This is a genomic window from Clostridium carnis (assembly GCF_054657435.1).
In genome coordinates this window covers 2,734,623-2,759,758 of the sequence record NZ_BAAHYS010000001.1, presented here as the reverse complement: position 1 = coordinate 2,759,758, position 25,136 = coordinate 2,734,623, and the positions used below count along the sequence as shown (strand labels likewise).

General features: G+C 29.1%; 22 protein-coding genes. 1 reads left to right on the top strand and 21 read right to left on the bottom strand.

The window, feature by feature from the left end:
- Positions 1–44: 44 nt before the first annotated feature.
- The 20 genes from ACYQ1T_RS13435 to ACYQ1T_RS13340 all read right to left on the bottom strand — a co-directional run bounded on the left by ACYQ1T_RS13435 (position 45) and on the right by ACYQ1T_RS13340 (position 22,909).
- Positions 45–770, bottom strand: a complete 726-nt coding sequence (locus ACYQ1T_RS13435; protein WP_459836553.1) for a ClpP family protease — start codon at positions 768–770, stop codon at positions 45–47.
- A gap of 53 nt (positions 771–823) precedes the next feature.
- Positions 824–2,026: an aspartate kinase gene (gene dapG / locus ACYQ1T_RS13430; RefSeq protein ID WP_459835663.1), complete on the bottom strand. Its 1,203-nt coding sequence runs from the start codon at positions 2,024–2,026 to the stop codon at positions 824–826.
- A 19-nt stretch (positions 2,027–2,045) separates the two neighbouring features.
- On the bottom strand, positions 2,046–2,372 hold the full coding sequence (locus tag ACYQ1T_RS13425) for a YlmC/YmxH family sporulation protein (protein ID WP_459835661.1): 327 nt from the start codon (positions 2,370–2,372) through the stop codon (positions 2,046–2,048).
- An 81-nt stretch (positions 2,373–2,453) separates the two neighbouring features.
- The gene (locus tag ACYQ1T_RS13420) at positions 2,454–3,761 is read right to left on the bottom strand and encodes a M16 family metallopeptidase (protein WP_459835659.1); all 1,308 of its coding nucleotides are present in this window, start codon (positions 3,759–3,761) and stop codon (positions 2,454–2,456) included.
- A gap of 143 nt (positions 3,762–3,904) precedes the next feature.
- Positions 3,905–6,019: a polyribonucleotide nucleotidyltransferase gene (locus ACYQ1T_RS13415; RefSeq protein ID WP_459835657.1), complete on the bottom strand. Its 2,115-nt coding sequence runs from the start codon at positions 6,017–6,019 to the stop codon at positions 3,905–3,907.
- Between the two features lie 154 nt (positions 6,020–6,173).
- On the bottom strand, positions 6,174–6,437 hold the full coding sequence (gene rpsO / locus ACYQ1T_RS13410; RefSeq protein WP_008678426.1) for a 30S ribosomal protein S15: 264 nt from the start codon (positions 6,435–6,437) through the stop codon (positions 6,174–6,176).
- Between the two features lie 130 nt (positions 6,438–6,567).
- On the bottom strand, positions 6,568–7,491 hold the full coding sequence (locus tag ACYQ1T_RS13405; RefSeq protein ID WP_459835654.1) for a bifunctional riboflavin kinase/FAD synthetase: 924 nt from the start codon (positions 7,489–7,491) through the stop codon (positions 6,568–6,570).
- 11 nt (positions 7,492–7,502) lie between these two features.
- A complete protein-coding gene (gene truB / locus ACYQ1T_RS13400; protein ID WP_459835652.1) occupies positions 7,503–8,381 on the bottom strand; it encodes a tRNA pseudouridine(55) synthase TruB in 879 nt (292 codons plus the stop codon).
- 1 nt (position 8,382) lies between these two features.
- A complete protein-coding gene (locus ACYQ1T_RS13395; RefSeq protein ID WP_459835650.1) occupies positions 8,383–9,357 on the bottom strand; it encodes a DHH family phosphoesterase in 975 nt (324 codons plus the stop codon).
- Position 9,358: 1 nt separating this feature from the next.
- Positions 9,359–9,709: a 30S ribosome-binding factor RbfA gene (gene rbfA / locus ACYQ1T_RS13390; RefSeq protein WP_459835648.1), complete on the bottom strand. Its 351-nt coding sequence runs from the start codon at positions 9,707–9,709 to the stop codon at positions 9,359–9,361.
- Between the two features lie 17 nt (positions 9,710–9,726).
- Complete coding sequence (gene infB / locus ACYQ1T_RS13385) at positions 9,727–11,775, bottom strand: translation initiation factor IF-2 (protein ID WP_459835646.1); 2,049 nt, start codon at positions 11,773–11,775, stop codon at positions 9,727–9,729.
- Positions 11,776–11,790: 15 nt separating this feature from the next.
- Positions 11,791–12,105: a ribosomal L7Ae/L30e/S12e/Gadd45 family protein gene (locus ACYQ1T_RS13380; RefSeq protein WP_459835644.1), complete on the bottom strand. Its 315-nt coding sequence runs from the start codon at positions 12,103–12,105 to the stop codon at positions 11,791–11,793.
- The gene (rnpM, locus tag ACYQ1T_RS13375) at positions 12,098–12,364 is read right to left on the bottom strand and encodes an RNase P modulator RnpM (protein ID WP_459835641.1); all 267 of its coding nucleotides are present in this window, start codon (positions 12,362–12,364) and stop codon (positions 12,098–12,100) included. Before rnpM ends, ACYQ1T_RS13380 begins: the two co-directional genes overlap by 8 nt.
- Positions 12,365–12,377: 13 nt before the next feature.
- On the bottom strand, positions 12,378–13,475 hold the full coding sequence (gene nusA, locus ACYQ1T_RS13370) for a transcription termination factor NusA (RefSeq protein WP_459835639.1): 1,098 nt from the start codon (positions 13,473–13,475) through the stop codon (positions 12,378–12,380).
- A gap of 16 nt (positions 13,476–13,491) precedes the next feature.
- Positions 13,492–13,953, bottom strand: a complete 462-nt coding sequence (rimP, locus tag ACYQ1T_RS13365) for a ribosome maturation factor RimP (protein ID WP_459835637.1) — start codon at positions 13,951–13,953, stop codon at positions 13,492–13,494.
- A 269-nt stretch (positions 13,954–14,222) separates the two neighbouring features.
- The gene (locus ACYQ1T_RS13360; protein ID WP_459835635.1) at positions 14,223–18,551 is read right to left on the bottom strand and encodes a PolC-type DNA polymerase III; all 4,329 of its coding nucleotides are present in this window, start codon (positions 18,549–18,551) and stop codon (positions 14,223–14,225) included.
- Positions 18,552–18,675: 124 nt separating this feature from the next.
- A complete protein-coding gene (ispG, locus tag ACYQ1T_RS13355; protein WP_459835633.1) occupies positions 18,676–19,725 on the bottom strand; it encodes a flavodoxin-dependent (E)-4-hydroxy-3-methylbut-2-enyl-diphosphate synthase in 1,050 nt (349 codons plus the stop codon).
- Between the two features lie 11 nt (positions 19,726–19,736).
- The gene (locus ACYQ1T_RS13350) at positions 19,737–20,756 is read right to left on the bottom strand and encodes a M50 family metallopeptidase (RefSeq protein ID WP_459835631.1); all 1,020 of its coding nucleotides are present in this window, start codon (positions 20,754–20,756) and stop codon (positions 19,737–19,739) included.
- Positions 20,757–20,768: 12 nt separating this feature from the next.
- Entirely contained in the window at positions 20,769–21,929 is a 1,161-nt protein-coding gene (gene dxr / locus ACYQ1T_RS13345) for a 1-deoxy-D-xylulose-5-phosphate reductoisomerase (protein ID WP_459835629.1), read from the bottom strand.
- A gap of 20 nt (positions 21,930–21,949) precedes the next feature.
- A complete protein-coding gene (locus ACYQ1T_RS13340; protein WP_459835627.1) occupies positions 21,950–22,909 on the bottom strand; it encodes an AI-2E family transporter in 960 nt (319 codons plus the stop codon).
- 380 nt (positions 22,910–23,289) lie between these two features.
- Between ACYQ1T_RS13340 and ACYQ1T_RS13335 the strand changes: the two genes are divergently transcribed.
- The gene (locus tag ACYQ1T_RS13335) at positions 23,290–24,228 is read left to right on the top strand and encodes a 5'-nucleotidase, lipoprotein e(P4) family (RefSeq protein ID WP_459835625.1); all 939 of its coding nucleotides are present in this window, start codon (positions 23,290–23,292) and stop codon (positions 24,226–24,228) included.
- A 96-nt stretch (positions 24,229–24,324) separates the two neighbouring features.
- On the opposite strand, the gene ACYQ1T_RS13330 is transcribed toward ACYQ1T_RS13335, so the two are convergent.
- Positions 24,325–25,119: a phosphatidate cytidylyltransferase gene (locus tag ACYQ1T_RS13330; RefSeq protein WP_459835623.1), complete on the bottom strand. Its 795-nt coding sequence runs from the start codon at positions 25,117–25,119 to the stop codon at positions 24,325–24,327.
- Positions 25,120–25,136: the final 17 nt, after the last annotated feature.

Genomic DNA, 25,136 nt, shown 5'->3' with positions numbered 1-25,136 from the left:
AAAATTAATCTTTTTACGATTATAGATTTTTATATAATGTTTTTTTATTTTTCTCCTATTAGTTCATTTAATTTTTCTATAGCATTTTTTATTCCACCTACTTCATCTATAAGTCCACATTCAACTGCTTGTTTTCCAATTAAAATTGTTCCCATATCATTTAAAAGTTCATCTGATTTTAACATCATTTTTTTCAATTCACTTTTATCTATTTTAGATGTTCTAACTATAAAATTATCAATTCTTTCTTGCATCTTTTCAAAATAATGGAATGTTTGCGCTACGCCAATTACAAACCCATTCATTCTTATTGGATGTATTATCATAGTAGCCGATGGCGTAATAAATGAATAGCTTGATGATGTTGCTAAAGGTACACCTATTGAATGACCTCCTCCTATTACTATTGATACTGTTGGTTTTGATAAAGATCTTATCATTTCTGCAATGGCAAGACCAGCTTCAACATCTCCTCCAACAGTATTAAGTACTATTAATACTCCTTTTACATTATCATTTTGCTCCATAGCTATAAGTTGAGGTATAACATGTTCATACTTAGTAGCCTTTGTTTGTGGTGGAAGTACTTGATGACCTTCAATTTGTCCTATTATAGGTAATATTTGTATACTTTCATTTTGAGAAACACCATTTGTATTTCCAAACTCTTTTATTTCTGCTCTTCTTTCTTTTGCTTCTGCAAGTTTTTCTTTTTCATCATCCTTGCTATCATTATTTTCATCATTAGATGATTTTAAATATTTATTCATAATCATAAAAAAACTCCTCCTATACATTATTATTCTGTACAGGAGAAGTTATTTTATTCACCTAATTTAAATGCCTTATGAAGTAAATTTATTGCTTCTGAAACTTTTTCTGATGGAATCAAACACCATATTGTCATATGAGAATCTGCCGTTTGAAGTACTTCAATATCATTTTCAACTAAATTATTTATAATTTTAGCCATAATTCCAGGCACTCCAGTCATACCTAGTCCAACAATTGCAATTGTACTACAATTATCAATTATTGAATATTTTATTTCTGATTCTTTTAGTATTTTTTCTAGTGTTTCTTTCTGGTATGAATCTACAGTGAATATCTGCTCTGTTGGAAATATATTAATTAAATCTAAACTAATGTTGTTTTTAGCTAATATATCTAACAGATATCTATAATTAGTTTTACCTTTATTTTCTTTTAATTTAACAGTTACCTGTATTCTATCATTTAGATGAGTTATACCTGAAATTGCACTTTCTATATGATCTGATCCAAAACTGTTAATTAATGTCCCTTTACAATCTGTCATTGTATTTTTAATAACAATAGGTATGTTTCCCTTTCTAGCTAAATCTACAGCTTTTGGATGAATAACTTTTGCTCCTTGATCTGCTAATTGAAAAACCTCATTGTAACTTATTACATCTATTAAAGATGCATTATTTACAATTCTAGGATCAGCAGTCATAATACCATCCACATCAGTATAAATTTCAACTGATTCTGCTTTAAGAGACATACCTAATATACATGCAGATGTATCACTTCCCCCTCTTCCTAAAGTTGTAAAATACCCTTTTTCATTAATTCCTTGGAAACCTGTTACTACCGGAACCTTTCCTTGCTCTAAAATACTTAATATAAGATCTGATTTTGTATCGATGAATTGAGCATTTGCGTAAGTATCATCTGTAATAATACCAGCTTGTCCTCCTGTTAATGGAACCGCTTGAATTCCTGCGCTAAATAATGCATTGCTCATTACAACTGAGCTTATTATTTCCCCACAGCACATAAGCATATCCGTCGCTTGTAAATTTCCTCTTTTAAAATTATTGTCAAGTAATGATAATAATGTATCTGTAGCATAAGGTGCTCCTTTTCTTCCTATAGCCGATACTACCACAACTGGTGAATATCCTTTTTCTATAGCATCTTTAACCTTAGCTACTACTTGATCTCTTCTTTCTTCTGTTGATACTGATGTACCACCAAATTTTTGTACAATGATTTTCAAGTAATAACCCCCTCTAAAACTATGCCCTTGCCCTTTTAATTTTTCCTCTATCAGCAGATACTACTATAACATTGGCCCCAACCTTAGTTACGTATCCCCATGGAATTTCTACATATTCCCTTCCGCCAAAGAATCCAAACTTACTTCCGGCAACAGCAGCCACTATAAATTGTAAATTTCCTTCTTCATCAATAATAAAATCTAAAGCTTGTTGAGTATCATATTTTTCAGCCTCTTCAGTGTTAAATATTTCATATCTCTCAATATCACTTAACACTCTATATTTTGATTCTTGTTTAGGTTCCACATCATAATATTCTTGTCTTCTTTTTTCTCCTCTTAGCATAAATATTTACCTCCTTACTTATCTTAGATAAATCTTATGCTAAAAAAAGTAAATTTATTACATAATATTATGTTATTTAAATTATATCTTATATTTTCCATTTTGACCAGAATTATCATAGGCTTTTAAATTTTTTTCTAATATAAAATTTAACTTTTCATATTCTACATCTTGCCCTACATATGCTGAACTAATTATACCGTTTTTAAAGCAAGTCTCTAATACATAATCTATGTCATCTTTATTTATTTTGTTAATTCTTTTTATAACTTCTTCTTGAGTATTTATTTTATTTTGAAGCAACATACATTTTGCATTAGCAAACATTCTTGATGATGTACTTTCTAATCCTAGAATATAGCTAGCCTTAATTTTTTCCTTATTTATCTCCATTAAATCTTTTGAAATTCCATTCATTGAGAACTTTTTAATTTCCCTATCAATTACATCTAAAGCTTTATCAGCATATTGTTTGCTAAGACCAGTATAAATACTTACAATTCCTGTTCCTAAATAAGGTTGAGCATATGAGTATATAGTATAGCAAAGACCTAATTCCTCTCTAACCTTTTGAAAAAGTATTGATGAGGCTCCTCCTCCAAATATATTATTTAATAATACTAATGAATATGCTTTATCATGAGCATATGGTAACCCTCTAAATGCTAAGTTTATGTGAAGCTGTTCAATTTGTTTATTTGTATATTTACTGTTACTTAGTAAGATTGGTTTATTGTATTCTGGAATATAAATTTCATCTTTATTCCATTTACCGAAATTTTCTTCTATTAACTTGATTAATTCCTTTTCATTAAACTTTCCACATACTGATATAACTGAATTATAAGGAGTATAATTAGATTTTATAAAATTTATTATCTTATCTCTATTAAAAGATTTAACAGTATCTATAGTCCCTAGAATTGGATATGATAATGGATTTTCTCCAAATATTGCTTTAGATTGATCATTATCTAAAACATCTTCTGGAGTATCTTCGCTCATATTTATTTCTTCTATTACAACACCTTTTTCTTTTTCTATTTCTTCTTCGTCAAATTTAGAATTTAATATCATATCTGATAATATTTCTATTGATAAATCTAAATGAGTATTTAATGCTTTAATATAATAACAAGTTGCTTCTTTACTTGTATAAGCATTTATTTGTCCCCCTACATTTTCAATTTCTTGTACTATTTGTTTAGATGTTCTTTTATTAGTTCCTTTAAAAAACATATGTTCAATAAAATGTGATATACCATTTAATTCTTTTGTTTCATTTCTTGAACCATTTTGTACCATTACACCTACACTTATAGAATTTACATGCTCTATATATTCTGTAACTACTCTTAGCCCATTTTTAAGGGTATATAAATTGTACATATTTCCTCCTATTTTTATGCTATTTAATAATATTTTATCTAATTAAATTTATTCTTCTTAGTTTATTTCAATAAATATAAATTTATTCTTTATAAATTTATATAAAGAAAAAAGGCAATAAATTGCCCTTTATTTATAGTACTTTATTCTGATTTTTCTGTTTCTGACTCTGATTCATCTGTTAGTGCATCTTTTCTTGAAAGATTAATTCTACCTTGATTATCTATTTCTGTAACCTTAACTAAAATTTCATCTCCAACAGATACTATGTCTTCAACCTTATTAACTCTTGCTTTATCTAACTTAGAAATATGACATAAACCTTCTTTATTTGGAAGTATTTCAACGAAAGCTCCAAATGTAGCTATCTTAGTAACTTTTCCTAGATAAACTTCTCCAGCTTTAACTTCTTTAGTTAGTCCTTCAATGATACTTATAGCCTTATTTACACCATTATGATCTTGTGATGATACAAACACAGTACCATCTTCTTTGATATCTATTTTAACACCAGTTTCCTCAATTATTTTATTTATAACCTTTCCACCAGCACCAATTACATCTCTAATCTTTTCTGGATCTATATTAATAACTGAAGTCTTTGGTGCATATGTTGAAACTTCACTTCTTGGTGATGCGATGCATTCTTCAATTTTATCTAAAATGTGTAATCTTGCTTTTCTAGCGCCTCTTATAGCATCTTCTATAACTTTAAAGCTTAATCCTTTTATCTTTGTATCAACTTGTATTGATGTAATTCCTTCTGTAGTACCTGCAACTTTAAAGTCCATATCTGCAAAAAAGTCTTCTATTCCTTGAATATCAGTTAAAACTTCTTCTCTTGTAAGATCTTCTGAAGTTATAAGTCCCATTGCTATACCTGCTGCTGGTCTTTTAAGTGGTACACCTGCATCTAATAATGCTAATGTACTTCCACAAACTGACGCTTGTGATGTTGAACCATTTGAACTTAATACCTCTGATACTAATCTTATAGTATATGGGAACTCTTCTTCTGAAGGAATTAGTGGTTCTAAAGCTCTTTCTGCTAAAGCACCATGACCTATTTCTCTTCTTCCTGGTCCTCTAAGTGGTCTTACTTCACCAACTGAATATGCTGGGAAATTATAATGATGCATATATCTCTTTGATTCTTCTTCACCAATACCATCTATTATCTGGATATCACCAACAGCACCTAATGTAGCTACAGTCATTACTTGAGTTAATCCTCTTGTAAATAAACCTGTACCATGAGTTCTTGGTAGTATAGAAACATCACATGAAATTGGTCTAACTTGATCAAAAGCTCTTTCATCTGGTCTTCTATGATGATTTAAAAGCATATCTCTAACAACTTCTTTTTGCATGCTATACATTATTTCTTTTAAGTCACCTATACACTCAGCATATTTTTCTTCAAATTGTGCATAAACCTTTTCATTTACTTCATCCATAGCGGCATTTCTTTCATCTTTATCGGTTATCCACATAGCTTCTTTAACCATTTCATTTGCAAAAGCTTGTGCTTCCTTTTCAAGTTCCTCATTTGGATGATATAGTTCTGGAACCATTTTTTCTTTTCCAAACTTAGTCATAGCTTCTTCTTGGAATTTTATAATATCTTGACACTTTTCAAATCCATATTCTATTGCCTTAATCATTACATCTTCTGGTATTTCTTTACCACCAGCTTCAATCATCATAACTCTTTCACTAGTAGCACATACTGTTAATTGAAGTATACTTTCTTCTCTTTCTTTAGATGTTGGATTTAAAATAAAGTTTCCATCGATTAGTCCTACTTGAACTGCTGCAACTGGTGTTTTGAAAGGAATGCTTGATAAGCATAATGCCAATGATGCTGCATTAATTGCTAAAATTTCTGGTAAGTTATCTTTTTCAACTGATACTACTGTACAAACAACTTGCACATCATTTCTATACCCCTTTGGGAATAAAGGTCTTAAAGGTCTATCTACCGCTCTTCCAAAAAGAATTGCATTTTCTGACGGTCTACCCTCTCTCTTTATAAATCCCCCTGGGATTTTACCTACTGAGTATAATCTTTCTTCATACTCTACACTTAGAGGGAAAAAGTCTATTCCGTCTCTAGGTTGTTCTGAAGCATTAACATTAGTTAAAATAACTGTATCTCCATAGCTAATAAAAGCTGCTACATTTGACAACATACCAACTTTACCAAACTCAAGTTTAAGTTCTCTTCCTGCTATGTTTGTTTGCATTACGTTGTTCATTTAATAACCTCCCTTCAGGTTGTTCCTTATCAATTTGAATGTAAGCTAAATTTGTATTTAGCTCCTGGATTTATCTACTTCTTTTATTTAAAGTAGCTTCTTATTAAATTTCATTAATTTAAAATAATAGAGCGGCTTAAAACCGCTCTACAGACTATCTTCTTAAGCCTAATTTTTTGATTATAGCTCTGTATCTTTCGATATCTTGATCAGCTAAGTAATTTAAAAGACCTCTTCTTTGTCCAACCATCATTAAAAGACCTCTTCTTGAGTGGTGGTCTTTCTTGTGCATCTTTAAATGTCCAGTTAAAGAATTAATTCTTTCTGTTAATAAAGCGATTTGCACTTCTGGTGAACCAGTATCTCCTTCATGTCTTCCGTGTTCTTTAATTATTTCTTGCTTTCTTATTGCGTCCATTGTTCGCACCTCCGTTTAATTATCCCCTAAATCCAAGAAAAGAGATAGCACCCTCAAATCTTAGAGTTAGGTTCTCCATTAGCTATTATAGCAAATGATATAAATCTTGTAAATTATATTTTTATATATTTTATATAAAGATTTTACTTACACTAGCAAATTCCTTATCTTTTTTTAATTGTTCTACTAAAGCATCTAAAGATTCAAATTTTTTTTCATCTCTTATTCTTTCAATAAAAGCTACTTCAATCTCTTGTCCATAGATTTCTTCTTTAAAATCTAAAATATATGTCTCTATAGTTAATTGTTGCCCATTTACTGTTGGATTATTCCCAACAGATGTAATTGCTTTATACTTTTTTTTATTCCAAATAATATTTGTATAATATACTCCTATTTTAGGAATAATCATTTTTGAATTAAATGATAAATTAGCAGTTGGAAATCCTATAGTTCTTCCTAGTTTTTTACCATGAACTACTTCTCCTTTTATTGAATATGGCTTAGACAGCATTTTAGTTGCTTCTAATACATTTCCTTCAATTATGCTATTTCTAATTCTAGTACTACTTATTACATCATTCTTATATTTATATGGTTTCATAACATAAAGCTCATATTTATATTTATCTTTTAATTTTTCTAATAAAGATACATCACCTATGTTTTTATAGCCAAATTTAAAATTAAATCCAACTATAATTCCCCTTACGTTATAATCATCACATAACATTTTTACAAACTCTTCAGGTGACATACTCATAAAAGGTTTTGTGAATTCTCTAAGTGCTACAATATCTATAAACTCATTTTCTAGAATCTCTAACTTTGAATATAGATCCATAATAAGTTTTGGAGCTTTTTCTGGATTTATTAATGCTCTAGGATGATTCTTATATGTAAAGACCATACTATTCCCATTTTTTTCTCTTGCAACTTCTACCGCTTTTTTTACTAGTGATAAATGACCAAGATGTAATCCATCAAAGCTTCCTAGAGCAACATAATTAGCTTTTTCTTTTTCCTTTATAATAATATCATCTAATACTATCATAGCTATTTCTCCTAATTAGTTAGTAATTTTTCTATTTTGAAGCCTTGATGATCTTTTCTCCCAAGTCCAATGAAATTATTATCTTCATCATAAACTCTATATAGCTTTCCTATTATAACATCATTTTTTGTAAGTCTTTTATCAAACACCCTTACTCCATTAATAAGAAGTTTTGAAAATTTATTTAACACTATAATTTTATCATAAATTTTTAATGCATCTTCTATTGAAATAATATAATCTTCAATATTTTCCTCATTTAACTTTTCAATATTTACTGATTCATCCTCAGTAAATATTGAAGTTTTACTTCTTTTTAGCTCTGTCATTGTAGCATAAACATCTAATTTTTCTCCAATATCATAGCATAAACTTCGTATATAGGTACCTTTAGAGCAAGTAACTTTCATTTTAACATAAGGATTATTTACTATAATATTTTCTATATTATATATAGTTATTAACCTTCCTTCTCTCTCTACTTCTATCCCTTTTCTAGCAAGCTCATAAAGTCTTACTCCATTTTGCTTTAAAGCAGAATACATAGGAGGAATTTGAGAGTATTCTCCTAAAAATGAGTTTATAGCATTTAATATCTCTTCATCTTTTAAATTAGAAGCATCTTTTTCTAATAGAATTTCTCCTTCTAAATCATAAGTTGTAGTTTTTAAACCAAGCTTAAACTCTACTTCATAAGTTTTTTCGGAATTCATTATATAATCAATTATTTTAGTAGCTTTTCCTATACAAACAGGAAGTACCCCTGTCGCTTCTGGATCTAAAGTTCCTGTATGTCCAACTTTTCCTGTTTTAGCTGCTTTTTTAACTATCCTAACAACATCAAAAGATGTCATTCCCTTATTTTTGAAAATATTAATTACTCCATCCATATTATAAAAGCTCTTTCTCTATTTGTTCTAATATTCTATCCTTAGCCTCATCCATACATACACCTTTTAATGTTATACCAGCGGCTTTAATGTGCCCACCTCCACCAAGGTTTTCTGCAACATTTCTCACATCAAAATCTGTTTTAGATCTTAAACTAGCTTTAGATCCTGTTTCTGTTTCTTTTATAAGAACAGCAACTTCAACACCTTTTATTTGTAATCCAAAGGATATTATATCTGATGTATCTTGTATTTCTATACCAAGTTCTTCTGCATATGCCATAGGAATTTGTATTAAGGAAACTTTCTTATCTAATAAAAGTTCCATATTGTTTAATGCTTTTCCCATTAACCTTACCTTTTCAAAACTTTTATTATCAAAAAGATTTTGATGTATGTAGGTATTATTAACTCCTATTTTTTTTAGAATTGAAGCTATTTTATGAGTTCTATAAGTAACATTTGAATGTCTAAATGCACCAGTATCTGTTACTAATGATGTATAAAGACATGTTCCTATACTCTTTGTAATTTCATTTTCTTCATCAAAGTTTATTCCTAGTATTTCTAGTAGTTCAAATATAACCTCTGCAGTAGCTGCTGCAGTTGTATCAACAAAATTTTCATCACCATAATAATCGTTTGATATATGGTGATCTATATTAATTAATTTCCCTTTATATCCCTTAAAGTTTGCTGATATTCTATCAAAATTACCACAGTCAACAACTATAACTGTTGATGTACCTTCAACTGGACAATCTATTTCTCCACTTACTTCATCTGATAAAGGAAGAAACTTTAAGTTATCAGATAGTGTATCTTTTGATATTAAATATGCATCTTTATTTAAGCTTCTAAGTCCATTTAATAGTGCAAGAGCACTACCTACCGCATCACCATCTGGTGATACATGGTAGGTAATACCTATTTTCTTGCTATTTAAGATTATTCTACTAATATCTTTTAAAGACATATTACTTTTCCTTAACCCTTTCTATTAGCTCTTCTATCTTCATACCATAAGTAATAGAATCGTCTAATTCAAAGATTATTTGTGGAGTATTTCTTAAATTGATTCTTTGCCCAATTTCTCTTCTTATATATCCACTTGCACTTTTTAATGCCGCAAAAGTATTATTTTTCTCTTCATCATTTTTACTAAATATGCTTACAAACACCTTAGCGTATCTAAGATCTTTAGTAACTTTAACAGCTGTAACTGACACCATTGCAGTCATTCTTGGATCTTTTATTTCATCTCTAATTATAACACTTACTTCTTTTCTAACTTCTTCGTTAATTCTTCCACCTCTGTAGTTAGCCATTTAAAATCACCTCTTTATTAAAGCTCTTTTCTTTTAATTGCTTCCATTGTGAATGACTCTATAATATCTCCTTCTTTAAGATCATTGAATTTTTCAACGCTTAAACCACATTCATATCCAGCATTAACTTCTTTTGCATCATCTTTAAATCTTTTTAATGAAGCTAAAGTAGATTCAAAGATAACAATTCCATCTCTTATAACTCTTACTTCTGAATTTCTTATTATTTTACCATTTAAGACATATGAACCAGCAATAGTTCCTACATTAGAAATTTTATAAACTAATCTAACTTCAGCCTTACCATTTATAACTTCTTTATATTCTGGATCAAGCATACCTATCATAGCTGATTTAACATCTTCTATAGCATCATATATAATTCTATAAGTTTTAATATCTACGCCATCTCTATCAGCAACTATTGCTGCATTTGTATCAGGTCTTACATTAAAACCTATAAGTAGTGCATTTGATGCTGTAGCAAGAGTAACATCTGTTTCTGTTATAGCTCCAACTCCACCATGAATTACTCTAACTTTAACGTCATCTGTTGAAAGTTTTTCTAATGACTGTTTAATAGCTTGAACTGAACCTTGAACATCAGCCTTTACTATTATTCCAAGTTCTTTTACTGAACCTTCTTGAATTTGATTATATAGATCTTCTAAAGATACTCTATTTGATGAATGGAAGCTTTCATCTTTTATTTTTTGTTTTCTGGCTTCAGCCATATTTCTTGCAGTTTTTTCATCCTTAACAACAGCGAATCTATCTCCTGCTGCTGGTACCTCTGAAAGTCCAAGAATTTCTACTGGAATTGATGGTCCTGCTGACTTAATTTTCTTTCCTTTATCATCAAACATAGCTCTTATTCTACCATATGTAGAACCAACTAATATAGAATCTCCTACATTTAATGTACCATTTTGTATAAGTAAAGTTGCAACTGCTCCTCTTCCCTTATCAAGTTTAGCTTCAATTACAGTTCCCTTAGCTTTTCTATTTGGGTCAGCCTTAAGTTCTGCCATTTCTGAAGTTAAAAGTACCATTTCTAGTAATTGTTCTAAATTCTCACCTGTTTTAGCTGATACTGGTACACAAATAGTGTCTCCACCCCAGTCTTCTGATACTAATCCATGTTCTGTTAATTCTTGCTTAACTTTTTCTGGATTGGCTCCTGGTCTATCCATTTTATTTATAGCAACTATCATTGGAACTTCTGCTGCTTTACAGTGATTTATTGCTTCTTTAGTTTGTGGCATTATTCCATCATCTGCTGCAACAACAAGTATAACTACATCTGTAACTTGTGCTCCTCTAGCTCTCATAGCTGTAAAAGCCTCATGTCCTGGAGTATCTAAAAATGTTAGTTTTTCTCCATTTACATTAACAGTGTATGCACCTATATGTTGAGTAATTCCACCTGCTTCATGTGCAGTAACATTTGCTTTTCTTATTGCATCTAGAAGAGAAGTCTTACCATGGTCAACGTGACCCATTACTGTAACTATTGGAGGTCTCTTTACTAAATTTTCCTCAACTATTTCTTCTTCTTCAAAGTTATCTAACTCTTCTGTTTCTTCTTTCTTAACTATTAAACACTCATATTTTTCACATACTTTTTCAGCTGTTGCAAAATCTATTTCTTGATTTATAGCTGCCATTACTCCAGTAAAAATTAAAGTTTTAATAACATCTGCTGAAGGCTTTCCAAGTTTCTCTGATAGTTCTTTAACTGTAATAGTTTCTCCCATCTCTATTACTCCAGAACCACCTTCTCCAATGCTTTCATTTTGGTCTTCTTCATCTTTTTTTCTTTTTCTCTTTTTAGCTTGATTGTTAACTGTATTATTTAATTCATCTTCATATACATCAATTATAGTTTTTGAACCATCTTCACTGCTTCCACCTAATAATTCCTTTATTAGTTCTGCATCTTCATCTTCTATAACACTCATATGATTTTTAACATCAACACTAAATTCATTCATTAATAATTCTATAAGATCTTTTGAGCTTACATTAAGCTCCTTTGCCAATTCATACACTCTGATTTTTGACAATAAAATCACCCCCGGTTAAATTTTAATTTTTCCCTCTTCATAAAGGGTATAAAGCTTTTTAGCCATATTTTCATCTGATATAGCTATTATCTTCACTTCTTCTCTTCCTATTGGGTATCCTAAATCTTCTTTTGAAAAATCCTCTATAATTTGGATATTTCTTTCATTGCAATGATTTTTAAATTTTCTTTTAGTGCTATCTGAAGCATCATTAGATATTATAAATAAAAATAGCGGTATTCTATTTCTTTGCTCATTACATTTACTGTACCCTTCAATTATATTTCCTGACCTTTTTATAAGCCCTAAGAAATTAAAAAATTTAGTCATTTTCTATCTCTTCCCTTAATCTATTATATATAGTTTCATCTATTGCTATATCAAGATTTCTACTAAGTCTTTTTGCTTTAAAGGCTTTTTCTAGACACTCTAATGATTTACAAACATATGCACCTCTACCTGATTTTTTACCAGTTAAATCCATAGAAACTTCTCCTTCAGGACTTTTTACAACTCGTATAAGTTCTTTTTTAGGTTTCATCTCCATACATCCAGTACACATTCTTAAAGGAATCTTTTTTACTTTCATAAAGTTTCCTCCTTTATTCAGCATCTACTGTTTCTATATCTGCTGCTAATTCAGTCTCTTTAGCAGCTTCTGCTTGAGACTTACTTTTTATATCAATTTTCCATCCAGTTAATTTTGCTGCAAGTCTTACATTTTGACCTTCTTTTCCTATTGCTAATGAAAGTTGATTGTCATCAACAACTACTTTTGCAGATTTTGAATTTTCATCAACAACTACACTTAGTACTTTTGATGGACTTAATGCACTAGCTATAAATTCTTCTGGATTTTTACTCCATTTAATTATATCTATTTTTTCACCTTTAAGTTCATTTACTATATTCTGAACTCTAACACCTTTAGGTCCAACACATGCACCCATAGGGTCAACATTTTCATCATTTGAGAATACTGCTATTTTACTTCTTGATCCTGCTTCTCTTGAAATACTCTTTATTTCTACAACACCTTCATATATTTCTGAAACTTCTAACTCAAATAATCTCTTAACTAAACCAGGATGAGTTCTTGAAACTAAAATTTGAGCTCCTTTTGAGCCATTTTTAACTTCTACTACATATAATTTTAGCTTTTCATTAAATTTATATTCTTCACCTGGCATTTGTTCATTTGGACCTATAGCACCTTCAATTCTGCCTAGATTCACAAAGACATTTCCTTTATCTTTTCTTAATATAGTTCCTGTAATTATATCATATTCCTGTTCTTTATATTCAGAATAAACTATGTTTCTTTCTGCTTCTCTGATTCTTTGTGTTACTACACCTTTTGCAAGTTGTGCAGCTACTCTTCCAAAATTCTTTGGAGTAACTTCTAAATCAACTATATCATCAAGATCATATCTTGGACTTACCTCTTTAGCTTCTTCTAAACTAATTTCAGTTACATCATCATATACATCTTCAACTACTACCTTTTGAGCATATACATGTATTTCTCCATTTTCTCTACTTATAGTTACTTTAACATTTTGTGCTGCTGTAGTTGGACTAGCATAATTTTTCTTATATGCTGCAACTAATGCATCCTCTATAGTTGTAAATATTAAATCTTCGCTAATCCCCTTATCTTTAACAATTTCTTTAAGAGCACCTATAAACTCTTGGTTCATTTTTACATCCTCCTTATTATATTTCCCCTTCTAAATTTGCTGATTTTATTTTATCTTTTGGAACTGTTATTAATTCTTTTTCTTCTTCTACTACTACTGAATCAGAATTAACTTCCTTTAATATGCCTTTTATATTTTTTTTACCATTAATAGCTTTAGTAAATCTAACTAAAACTTCTTTACCTATTTGTTTTTCAAAATGAACATCTGTAAATAATCCTCTATTTAAACCTGGTGATGACACTTCTAGGAAGTATCCTGTAGGAACTGGATCCTTTTCATCTAAGACGTCACTAACTCTTCTTGATAAAGCTTCGCAATCTGTTAAAGCAATTCCGCCTTCCTTATCTATATATATTCTTAAATAGTATTCTCCATTTTCTTTCACATACTCTATGTGATAGATTTCATAATTCAAATCATCGGCTATAGGTCTTACTAATTGATCAATATTTTCTATTAAGGCATCAATTTTCATATTACCCCTCCTTTTCTATATTCAGTTTTTGATATTTTGAAGTTTATATACTAAAATTTTCTTTTACTTATATGAAAAAAGCAACTATTAGTAGTTGCAATTAAATAGAAAGAGCGGGTAATTGTCATTCCCACTCATAATCTCTAGCTATTAGTAAATCACTTCTCTTAACATATTATCATAAATTACTAACTAACACAAGGGGAAAGGCTTTATAAATTACCCTTTTATTTATTCTTCCCCCTTAAAATGAATATTTATTCTTTAAATTAAAATAATGATAATTGATTTGTCTCTGACATTCCGTCTAGACATCCATGATTTGAAAGAGTTTCTATTACTGTTTTTGAAACTTTTGACCTTAATCTTAAATCTTCTTTTGAAATAAACTCTCCATCTTTTCTTGCTTCTACAATACTTTTTGCAGCATTTTCACCTACACCTTGAAGTGCATTAATTGGAGGCCTTATTCCATCTTCTTCTATTTTAAATTTAACTGCTTCTGAATCATATAAGTCAACTTTTTTAAACTTTAATCCTCTAGCATAAAGTTCATATGCTAGTTCTAAAACTGTTATCATTCCTTTATCTTTAGCTGTTACCTTAGTTCCCAGTGCATATAGTTCTTCTAGTTTTGCCATTATTGCACCTGATCCTTTACAAATAAGATCGGCATCAAAATCATCTGCTCTTACTGTAAAGTAAGTAGCATAATATGCTTCTGGGTAATAAACTTTATAATATGCAATTCTTACTGCCATCATTACATATGCTACAGCATGGCCTTTAGGGAACATATACTTTATTCTCTTACAGGACTCTATATACCATTCAGGAACATTGTTTTCTTTCATTGTTTTTTCAAATTCCTCTGTAAGACCTTTTCCCTTTCTTACACTTTCCATTATTGTAAATGCCATCTTTGGCGGTACTCCAGCATACATTAAATAAACCATAATATCATCTCTTGTTGATATACAATCCTTTAGTGTAGTGTATCCTTCCTTTATAAAATATTGTGCATTATTAAGCCATACATCTGTACCATGAGATAGTCCTGAAATTCTAACTAAATCTGCAAAACTCTTAGGTTGTGTATCTAAAAGCATTCCTCTAACGAACTTTGTTCCAAACTCAGGGAGTCCATAACTTCCAACTTCACACCCTAGTTCTTCTTTAGTAACTCCTAGTGCTTCTGGTGAAGTAAATAAAGAAATAACTTTCTTATCATTTAATGGAATTGTTTTTGGATCTAATCCAGTTAAATCCTGTAACATTCTAATCATTGTAGGATCGTCATGACCTAGTATATCTAATTTTAAAAGTCTTCCTGAAATTGAATGATAATCAAAATGTGTTGTTGTTACATCTGATGTAGCATCATCAGCAGGTCTTTGAATAGGAGTAAAATTATATATTTCATTATCATTAGGTACAACCATAATTCCTCCTGGATGCTGTCCTGTAGTTCTTTTTATTCCTGTACATCCAATTGTTAATCTTTCAATTTCTGCAGATGAAGCTCTGATTCCTCTTTCATCTAAATATTTCTTTACAAATCCATATGCAGTTTTTTCTGCAACTGTACCTATTGTACCCGCTTTAAATACATATCCCTTACCAAATAAAACTTCTGTATATCTATGAATTTCTCCCTGGTTATCTCCAGAGAAGTTAAGATCTATATCCGGTTCCTTATCTCCTTCAAATCCTAAAAAGGTTTCAAAAGGTATATCGTGACCATCTTTTATATATGGAATTCCACATTTTGGACAATCTTTGTCTTCCAAATCTGCTCCTGAACTTACTGATCCATCCATAAAAAATTCTGACTTTTTACATTTTGGACAAACATAATGAGGTGGTAATCCATTAACTTCCGTAATTCCTGACATTGTAGCTACAAAAGAAGAACCAACAGATCCTCTTGATCCAACAAGATATCCATCTTGAAGGGATTTTGCAACAAGCTTTTGAGCAATAAGATAAAGAACTGCATATCCATTATTAATAATTGAGTTTAACTCTTTATCAAGTCTTTTTTGAACTACTTCTGGAAGTGGATCTCCATAAATTGAATGAACTTTCTCCATTGTCATATTTCTTATATCGTCGTCTGCTCCATCAATTTTAGGTGGAAATGTTTCATCTGGTATTGGCTTTAGTATCTCTACTGAATCTGCTAAATAGTTAGGATTTTTAATCACTACCTCTTTTGCAATTTCTTCTCCAAGATATGAAAACTCCTTTAGCATCTCTTCTGTTGTTTTTAAATATAGTGGTGCTTGATTATCTGCATCTGAGAATCCTTGTCCTGCCATAATAATTCTTCTAAAGGCTTCGTCCTGAGGATCTAGAAAATGAACATCTCCAGTAGCTACTGTTAACTTATTGCATTCTTTTCCCAAATTATATATTTTTTTATTTAATTCCTGTAGCTCTTTTTCATCTTTTACATTTCCTTTTTCAATAAGATATTTATTATTGTCTATAGGTTGAATTTCTAAATAATCATAAAAGTTTATTATTTCTTTTATTTCCTCATCTGGTTTACCAGCTAAAACAGCTCTATAGACTTCCCCAGCTTCACAAGCTGAACCTATAATAAGACCTTCTCTCATTTCTACAAGCCTACTTTTTTTAGTTCTTGGTCTTTTAAAGAAATTATCTATATGCGCTTCTGAAATAAGTTTATATAAATTTTTCATTCCAGCTTGAGTTTTTGCAAGTATTATTATGTGATAAGTATTTTCTTTTCTAATATCTATATTTTTCAAGAATTCTTCATTTAAAGATTTAAGATCATTAATCTCCATTTCTTCTATCATCTTTTTCATTGATATTAATAATATCTCCGCTGTAGCCTTTGCATCATCTACTGCTCTATGATGATTTTCAAGGGAAATACCTAAATATTTTGCAACTACATTTAATTTTACTCTTTTTAAATCTGGATATAAAAATCTTGCAAGTGGTACAGTATCCATAACTGTAAAGTCAAAATTTAACCCTAAATCCATACAATTTTTCTTTATAAATCCAGTATCAAAAGAAGCATTGTGTGCAACAACTACAGAACCTTCTAAAAACTTCATAAATTTAGGTAATATAGTCTCTATAGTTTCAGCATTTTCAACCATCTCATCTGTTATTCCAGTAAGTTCTGTTATTTTATATGGTATTCTACATTTAGGATAAACAAACTCACTAAATGAATCTATAACTTCTCTTCCTTTAATTTTAACAGCTCCAATTTCTATAATTTTATCATTTTTAGCTGAAAATCCTGTAGTTTCTATATCAAAAACAACATATGTGTCATTAAAATTTTGTCCTTTTTCATTTAAAGTTATAGGAACACCATCATTAACCAAATATCCTTCAACGCCATAAATAACTTTTATTTTATTTTTCTTTGCAGCTGATTGTGCATCTGGAAAAGCTTGAACTACACCATGATCTGTAATTGCAATAGCTTTATGTCCCCACTTTGCTGCTCTTTCAATAATTTTTGAAGCTGATGCCACACCATCCATAGCACTCATTGTAGTATGACAATGAAACTCTACTCTTTTTTCTTCGCTTCCATCCATTCTTTCTATTTTAGACATTTTTAATATATCTCTACCCATTATTACTACTTCTCTAGAATAGGTATCATATATTGCTTCTCCTCTAACTTTGCAATAAAGTCCTTTTTTTATTGAATCTAAAACTTCATCTTTTTCTTGTGGTTTTAGAAAGCACTTAACTGTTATTGAACTTGTATAATCTGTTATAAAGAATGTTAATATTGTTTTGCCTGTTTTAGTTTCAACAATATCAGTTTTAAATATTTCACCTAATATAGCAACAATTCCTGATGTTTCATCTATTTCTTTAATTGCTATAGCCTCTTGGCTAATACCTCTTCCAATAATATTATTTTCAGTTTTAGGCTCTCTTTTAAACTCTCTCTTTTCATAACTTTTTTTAGGTTTATTTTGTTGAGTTTCCTCCTTAGGTTTAGCTGATACTTCTTTAGAGATATTTCTTCCACTAAATATCTCTTTCATAACTTCTTTTTCTTTTTCAATTTTATCCTCATAATTACTTTCAACAAATAAGGATTCATCATACTCTAGTATTACCTTAGCCCTTATTCCAAAAATATCATAAATATTATTTGAAATTTGTTTAGGTAAGTTTTTTCCATTCAAATGTTCATTTATTTTGTCATATCCACTTTTAACAGTTATAACATTATCCTTAACTTCTTTTATTCCCTTTGATAAAAGTGTTTTAGATAATGGAGTTTTTTTCATTATATCTTTTGTTATATCAAGCCAATAATTATCTATTATCTCTTTTAGTGATACATTAGAAACATCTCTATAAAATAATATTTCAACTTCTACATTTAATCTTAAGGTGTTTTTTATAGCTTTTTTAATTTGAAGTTCTTCTTGTTCATTTAATCCATCTTTTCCTCTAAGTACTGCTTTTAAAAGATTGCTTTTTCTTAAAAACTGAAATCTTATTATTTTTATTTCTTTTTCTTCTAAATTTTCATTTTTATTTATTTCCATTCTTATTTTCTTAATTATATCTTCGCCCATAAAATCACCACCTTTATCAAAATAATTGAATGTATTACACAAATTAAAAGAATTAGCCTCTAAACCTTAAAACTTTAGAGGGTAATTCTTTCAATATAAAACTTCTTTAATTATTTAAATTAATCTATAGGTCTTTTATTTCTTTCATTAATTCTTCTACTAAATCTTCTTCTTTTACTTTTCTAATAATTTTACCTTTTTTAAATATAATTCCTTCTCCTTTTCCTCCAGCAATTCCAATATCAGCTTCTCTTGCTTCACCTGGCCCATTAACAACACATCCCATTACTGCAACTTTAATATTTTTATTTATATTCTCTAATTTCTTTTCTACTTCCTCTGCAATTTTAATTAAATTTATTTGAGTTCTACCACAAGTAGGACATGATATAAATTGAAGTCCACTTTCTCTTAAATTAAGTGACTTTAATATTTCTTTTGCAACCTTTATTTCTTCAATTGGATCACTTGTTAAGGATACTCTTATTGTATCACCTATTCCTTCTGCTAATAATGTACCAAGTCCAATACTTGATTTTATAGTTCCTCTAAATGGAGTTCCAGACTCTGTAACTCCTAAATGAAGTGGATAGCTGCAAGATTCACTCATAAGCCTATATGCTTCTATCATCATATTTACATCTGATGATTTTATCGAAATTACTATATCAAAGAAATTTAACTCTTCTAATATTTTAACATGTCTAAGAGCTGATTCAACTAAACCTTTTGCAGTAGGCTTACCATCTCTCTCAAGTATATCTTTTTCTAACGAACCTGAATTCACACCAATTCTTATTGGTATATTTTTTTCTTTTGCAGCTTCAGCAACAAGTCTTACTCTTTCTTCGCTACCAATATTTCCTGGGTTAATTCTTAATGCTGAAACTCCATTTTTAATAGCTTCTAAAGCTAATCTATAATCAAAATGTATATCCGCAACTACCGGAATTGGTGATTTTTCGCAAATTCCCTTAAGCGCCTCTGCCGCATTCATATCTGGAACTGCACATCTTATAATTTCGCATCCTGCTTTATATAAAACCTCTATTTGCTTTAAAGTAGATTCTACATCTCTTGTATCTGTATTTGTCATAGATTGAATTGAAATACTAGCATCTCCACCAACATAGCAAGTTCCAACCTTAACTTTTCTTGTTTTTTTTCTTTCCATTTTATCCTCTCCTAAAACTTAATTGGAAATAATATATCTTTTATTGTTACTAGTATCATTAACCCAAATAAGGCCATTAATCCTACATAATTTACTACTCCAACTATTTTTTCTGGTACTTTTCTTCTTGTTATTAATTCTATAAGTAAAATTAATGTCCATCCCCCATCTAATGCAGGAAATGGTAACATATTAAATACTGCTAAGTTTATACTTATAAACGCCGTAAAATACATCAAGTTCCAAATTCCATTTTTTGCAGCTACACTTGACATTTTAATTATAGTTACAGGACCACCTACATCTGTTTTAAAATTTGCTTTTCCTGTTACCATCATTTTCAGTCCCTTAAATGTTTGAGAAATTACAGATGAAGTTTCTACAAAACTTTGCTTAAAACTTTCTAAAAGAGTTGGATTTTGTTTTGTATTAAATGCAAATCCAATAACATATGTTTCTCTTCCATTTTGCTCCTTAATAATTGGTGTAATTGTGAGCTCCTTTTTTTCCCCATTTCTATCTATTAGAAAGTTTAAAGGCTTATTTTTTGCCATATTAATTTCTACAACTAAGTCATCAGCAGATTTAACCTTTATACCATCTACTTCTAAAAACTTATCTCCAACCATTAATCCAGCTTGAGATGCTGGTGAATTCACTGATAACTCTTTAACCTCAGGAACTCTATATCCAAACTTATTTAAAAATAATGTGAATATTAATATAGCAAATAGAAAATTCATTGTAGCTCCTGCTATAATTACGCTTATTCTTCTTAATGGTGACTTTGAAGAAAAACTTCTCTCATCTTGGCTTTCCTCTTCTTCCCCTAACATTTTTACATATCCACCAATTGGAAATATTCCTATAGAGTATCTTGTTTCTTTTCCTTGAGCTGAAAATATTTTAGGTCCCATACCTATAGCAAACTCTTCTACCTTTATACCATTTACCTTAGCCATTATAAAGTGTCCAAGTTCATGAACTATTATAAGTAAACTAAAAGCTAATAACGCATATATAATATACAATAATCTTTCCTCCTAATTCCATCTTCCTCTTATATATTCTCTTACTTTTCTATCTAGCTCTACTATATTTTCTATTGTTAATTCCTTATTTTTTTCATCATTAAAGTATTTTAACGAATCTTCTATTATATCTCCTATTTGTAAGAATTTTATTTTTTCTTCTAATAAAAGAGCAACAGCCTCTTCATTTGCTCCATTTAAGATAGTTGGTGCTAATCCACCTTGAGCCCCTACTTCATATGCAAGTTTTAGACATTTAAACGTCTCTAAATCTGGTTTTTCAAAAGTAAGTTGTGAAATTTCGTAAAAGTTTATTCTACTTGCAATTTGATCTTTTCTTTCTTTTTTATTTATTGCATATTGAATAGGAAGTCTCATATCAGCTGAACCTAATTGAGCAATTATACTTGCATCTTTATACTCAACCATTGAATGTACTATACTTTGTGGATGAACAACAACTTGTATATTCTCATAAGGACAATCAAATAAAAAGTGTGCTTCAATAACCTCTAACCCTTTATTCATTAAAGTTGCAGAGTCTATAGATATTTTTTGTCCCATATTCCATTTAGGATGCTTTAATGCTTCTTTAACCGTCACATTTTTAAGATAATCGATGTCTTTCCCCCTAAAAGGCCCTCCTGAAGCAGTAAGTATTATTTTACTTACATCTTTTTCAGTATATCCATTTAAAGCTTGGAATATAGCACTATGTTCAGAATCTACAGGTAAAATTTCTACCCCCATTTCTTTTGCCCTCTTCATTACTAACTCACCAGCAACTACTAATGTTTCTTTATTAGCAAGAGCAATATCTTTTTTCGCTTCTATGGCCTTTAATGTAGGTTTTAGTCCTATCATACCTACAACAGATGTTACTACCATCTCTATTTCATCTAAAGATGCTATTTTTTCTAGCCCATCAAGTCCTGATAATACTTCTATATTTAACTTATTTTCAATACAAAACTTATTAACTTTATCTGCACTTTCATTATCCATCATCCCAACATACTTAGGATTAAACTCTTTTATTATATCCTTTATCTTATCTACTGATGAGTTTGCTGTTACCCCTATTAAATTTATCTCATCTTTAGAATTTCTTATTACATCTAAAGTTTGTGTTCCTATTGAACCTGTAGCTCCTAAAATCGAAATGTTTTTCATTTTTACCTCCTATTGTACATTTAACTTGTACCATAAATTATATCTTTTGCAATTATACTATAAACTGGACCGGCAATAACTCCAATAACTCCAAACATTTTTACCCCTATATAAATTGATAACATTACTATTAGTGGATGTATTTCTAATTTGCTACTTAAAAATTTAGCCTCCAATATTTCTCTTGTAAATCTTTCAAGTAAATAAAGAGAAATAACTCCAACTATTAATAAATATCTTTTCATTACAATATTGTATATTATAATTGGTATAAAAACAATTGTTGTTCCAACAAAAGGTAGTATATCTAGTGTAGCACATAATCCACCTAAAAATAAACTATTAGAAATTCCTAGTATCTTAAACCCCATAGTTACTATAATGGAGCTTAATAATACTAATTTTGCTTCAATTTTAAATACCTCTTTTAAATTTTTATTTTTTTTATATAATACTGATGATATATTTAATGGAAATATATTAGAGATTAATTCATATATTTTTTCCTTATCTACTAATATAAAATATACTGATATGTTAGCTAAAAAATATGATATTATTCCATCTCCAGTAATAACTGCTCCTTGCCTTATTATTGAACCACTTAAAAATTTACTTAGATTTTGTATTATCTTATTTAAATCAAAATGTAATAATGTCTTCAAATTATTAATAAATATTTCTAGATCTAAATAATTATTGTTATAAATTTTTTGAATTAATCCAAGTAATGTATTTCCAAAGTAGAATATTATTACAAATATAGCTAAGTTTATTATTAACAAGCTAATTATTACACTCATTCCTGTTGATAGTCTTAAATTTAAAACTATCTTATATAGTGGTTGAGTGATAAGAAGCATGATTACCACAAATATAAATGGTTGAAAGTAGTTTTTGATTAGTAAGGTAATAATTGTAACCACTATAAATATTATTGTTAAATCAATTATCTTATTGTACTTATCATAGAATTTCATAACATTACTCCTTGTTCTTTCATACTATGATTATATTAATATTTAACAAATTCAATGACAAAACATTACTTAAAGATTTTAAAAAAGTATATTTCAAAATTATAGAAAATATCTAACTTTTCAAATTAAACTTAATATATTCACTAATTTATTTTTTTCCTATAATACTTAAGAGAAATATAAATCTAACTATATAAAACATTTTATCAAGACTAACTTCCATTCTCACCCCAAGGAATTTAATTGAATTATTGACATTTAATGTAAATAATAGTATTCTTAAATTTGTTCCAATCATTTATTTCTAATTACAATTACTGCTTGTCTTACTTATAAAAAATATAGATAGTATTTTAAAATATTTAGTACGGGGGATTATTATGTTAAAAAAACACGGAAATAAATTTAAATTTTTACTTGTAACTTTTTTAATAATATCTGTTAGTACATTTGGAATAGGATGTAGTTCAAAAGCAAATAATGAAAAAGAAAAAATTACAAGTACTGAAGATTCTGTTACAAATGACTGGAGAAAAGAATCTTATATAAATGGTATTCTTTATCAATTATCAGCTGAAGTTAAAGGTTTACAATATCAAGCATATCAACTTGCAACAAATCAACTTGATAAAAGAATTGCTGAAAGAGACGCTGGTACCTATAAAAAACCAATTGCCATAATTTCAGATATTGATGATACACTTGCCTCAGACTGTAATTATATTGCTGGTATTATAATGCAGGATGAAAAATGGGATAACGAACCTTGGAATGGTTACTATGATTCAATTGCTTCAACTTCAAACGTTGCAATTCCAGGTGCTGTTGAATTTATGAACTATGCAGCTAAAAACGGAGTAGAAATATTCTACATTACTAATAGAGATCATAGTCAGCTTGACTTATCAGTATCTCAACTTAAGCATTTAGGATTCCCTAATGCCGATAAGGAACATGTGCAGGTTTGTGATGAAGGCGGATCTTCAAATAAAACAGAAAGAAGAGAAAATATTCTTAAAAATTATGAAGTTGTTATGTATTTAGGAGATAATATTGGTGACTTCACAGAAGATTTTTCAAGAGAATTAGGTACAGTAAATAGAAATGAACTTGCTTCTGATCCTAAATATAAAGATCTTTGGGGAGATAAATGGATTGTACTACCAAATTCAACTTATGGAAACTATGTTGGATCAGTATGGAATAATAAAAAGGACTTAACGGAAGCTGAAAAAGTTCAAGCTATTAAGGAAATTTTAAATAATTATAGCTATACAAATACTGATAAATATGAGCAATGGTATAAGTCTGTAAATTAAATTATAGTTTTATATAAAGTAGTATTTGTAGTAATAATATTTGATTTAAGGATCTAAAAAAGACTTGAAATTTTATTGTTTCAAGTCTTTAAATAATCAAATTCTTACAACAAATGTTAAATAGTAAAATACTACTGTTGCATTAAATAAAATAGAATCAAATCTATCTAATATTCCACCATGACCTGGTATTAAGTGACTATAGTCTTTAATTCCTACATATCTCTTAATTGAAGATGCAACTAAATCCCCAAATTGCCCCATTATACCACATAATGCTCCAATTAAAAAATAATGAATTACAGTTACTTCTGGAACATTAGAAGAAATTATAATACCAAATATCCCACATCCAATAGTACTACCTAAAAAGCCACCTATAGATCCTTCTATAGTTTTTTTAGGGCTCACTTCTGGACATAATTTTCTTTTTCCTAAGTATTTTCCTGAATAATATGCAGTTGTATCTGCAAGCCAAGAACCTAAAAATATCAACCAAACTAAATAATTACCATTAACTTTGCTATTTACTAAAGGAATAAAGCTAAATAGTACTCCTACATAAATAAATCCTAAAAGCGTTAATGCTACATCTATAAATGTTATTTTTAAATTTATAACAGGTATTGTTAATAATAAAAATGTTCCTATTGTAATAATAAACATTAATAACTCAAAATTATTTCCTGTTAAATAAAATAATGCTAACATTATGTATCCCACTATTGAAATTGGTTTAAAATTTTTTTGATTAACGGCATTATAAAACTCGTATAACCCGCATATTGAAAGTAAAATTGTAAATGACTTAAGCCAAATCCCACCTAAGAAGATAAAGGCTATAAAAGGAGCTATTATCAATGCCCCTAAATATCTACTATCTTTATTCATGCTTTTCACCTCTATTA

Coding starts and splice junctions, on each gene's coding strand:
- ACYQ1T_RS13340 (WP_459835627.1), bottom strand. CDS start 22,909: ATGAAATTCTATGATAAGTACAATAAGATAATTGATTTAACAATAATA.
- ACYQ1T_RS13360 (WP_459835635.1), bottom strand. CDS start 18,551: ATGGGCGAAGATATAATTAAGAAAATAAGAATGGAAATAAATAAAAAT.
- ACYQ1T_RS13380 (WP_459835644.1), bottom strand. CDS start 12,105: ATGACTAAATTTTTTAATTTCTTAGGGCTTATAAAAAGGTCAGGAAAT.
- ACYQ1T_RS13420 (WP_459835659.1), bottom strand. CDS start 3,761: ATGTACAATTTATATACCCTTAAAAATGGGCTAAGAGTAGTTACAGAA.
- ACYQ1T_RS13435 (WP_459836553.1), bottom strand. CDS start 770: ATGAATAAATATTTAAAATCATCTAATGATGAAAATAATGATAGCAAG.
- rimP (WP_459835637.1), bottom strand. CDS start 13,953: ATGAAAATTGATGCCTTAATAGAAAATATTGATCAATTAGTAAGACCT.
- rnpM (WP_459835641.1), bottom strand. CDS start 12,364: ATGAAAGTAAAAAAGATTCCTTTAAGAATGTGTACTGGATGTATGGAG.
- ACYQ1T_RS13330 (WP_459835623.1), bottom strand. CDS start 25,119: ATGAATAAAGATAGTAGATATTTAGGGGCATTGATAATAGCTCCTTTT.
- rbfA (WP_459835648.1), bottom strand. CDS start 9,709: ATGGCTAACTACAGAGGTGGAAGAATTAACGAAGAAGTTAGAAAAGAA.
- ACYQ1T_RS13415 (WP_459835657.1), bottom strand. CDS start 6,019: ATGAACAACGTAATGCAAACAAACATAGCAGGAAGAGAACTTAAACTT.
- dxr (WP_459835629.1), bottom strand. CDS start 21,929: ATGAAAAACATTTCGATTTTAGGAGCTACAGGTTCAATAGGAACACAA.
- ACYQ1T_RS13425 (WP_459835661.1), bottom strand. CDS start 2,372: ATGCTAAGAGGAGAAAAAAGAAGACAAGAATATTATGATGTGGAACCT.
- ispG (WP_459835633.1), bottom strand. CDS start 19,725: ATGGAAAGAAAAAAAACAAGAAAAGTTAAGGTTGGAACTTGCTATGTT.
- ACYQ1T_RS13335 (WP_459835625.1), top strand. CDS start 23,290: ATGTTAAAAAAACACGGAAATAAATTTAAATTTTTACTTGTAACTTTT.
- nusA (WP_459835639.1), bottom strand. CDS start 13,475: ATGAACCAAGAGTTTATAGGTGCTCTTAAAGAAATTGTTAAAGATAAG.
- ACYQ1T_RS13395 (WP_459835650.1), bottom strand. CDS start 9,357: ATGTCTTTAAAAGATATTAGTAGAATAATCTTAAATAGCAAGAAAATA.
- ACYQ1T_RS13405 (WP_459835654.1), bottom strand. CDS start 7,491: ATGATAGTATTAGATGATATTATTATAAAGGAAAAAGAAAAAGCTAAT.
- truB (WP_459835652.1), bottom strand. CDS start 8,381: ATGGATGGAGTAATTAATATTTTCAAAAATAAGGGAATGACATCTTTT.
- rpsO (WP_008678426.1), bottom strand. CDS start 6,437: ATGGACGCAATAAGAAAGCAAGAAATAATTAAAGAACACGGAAGACAT.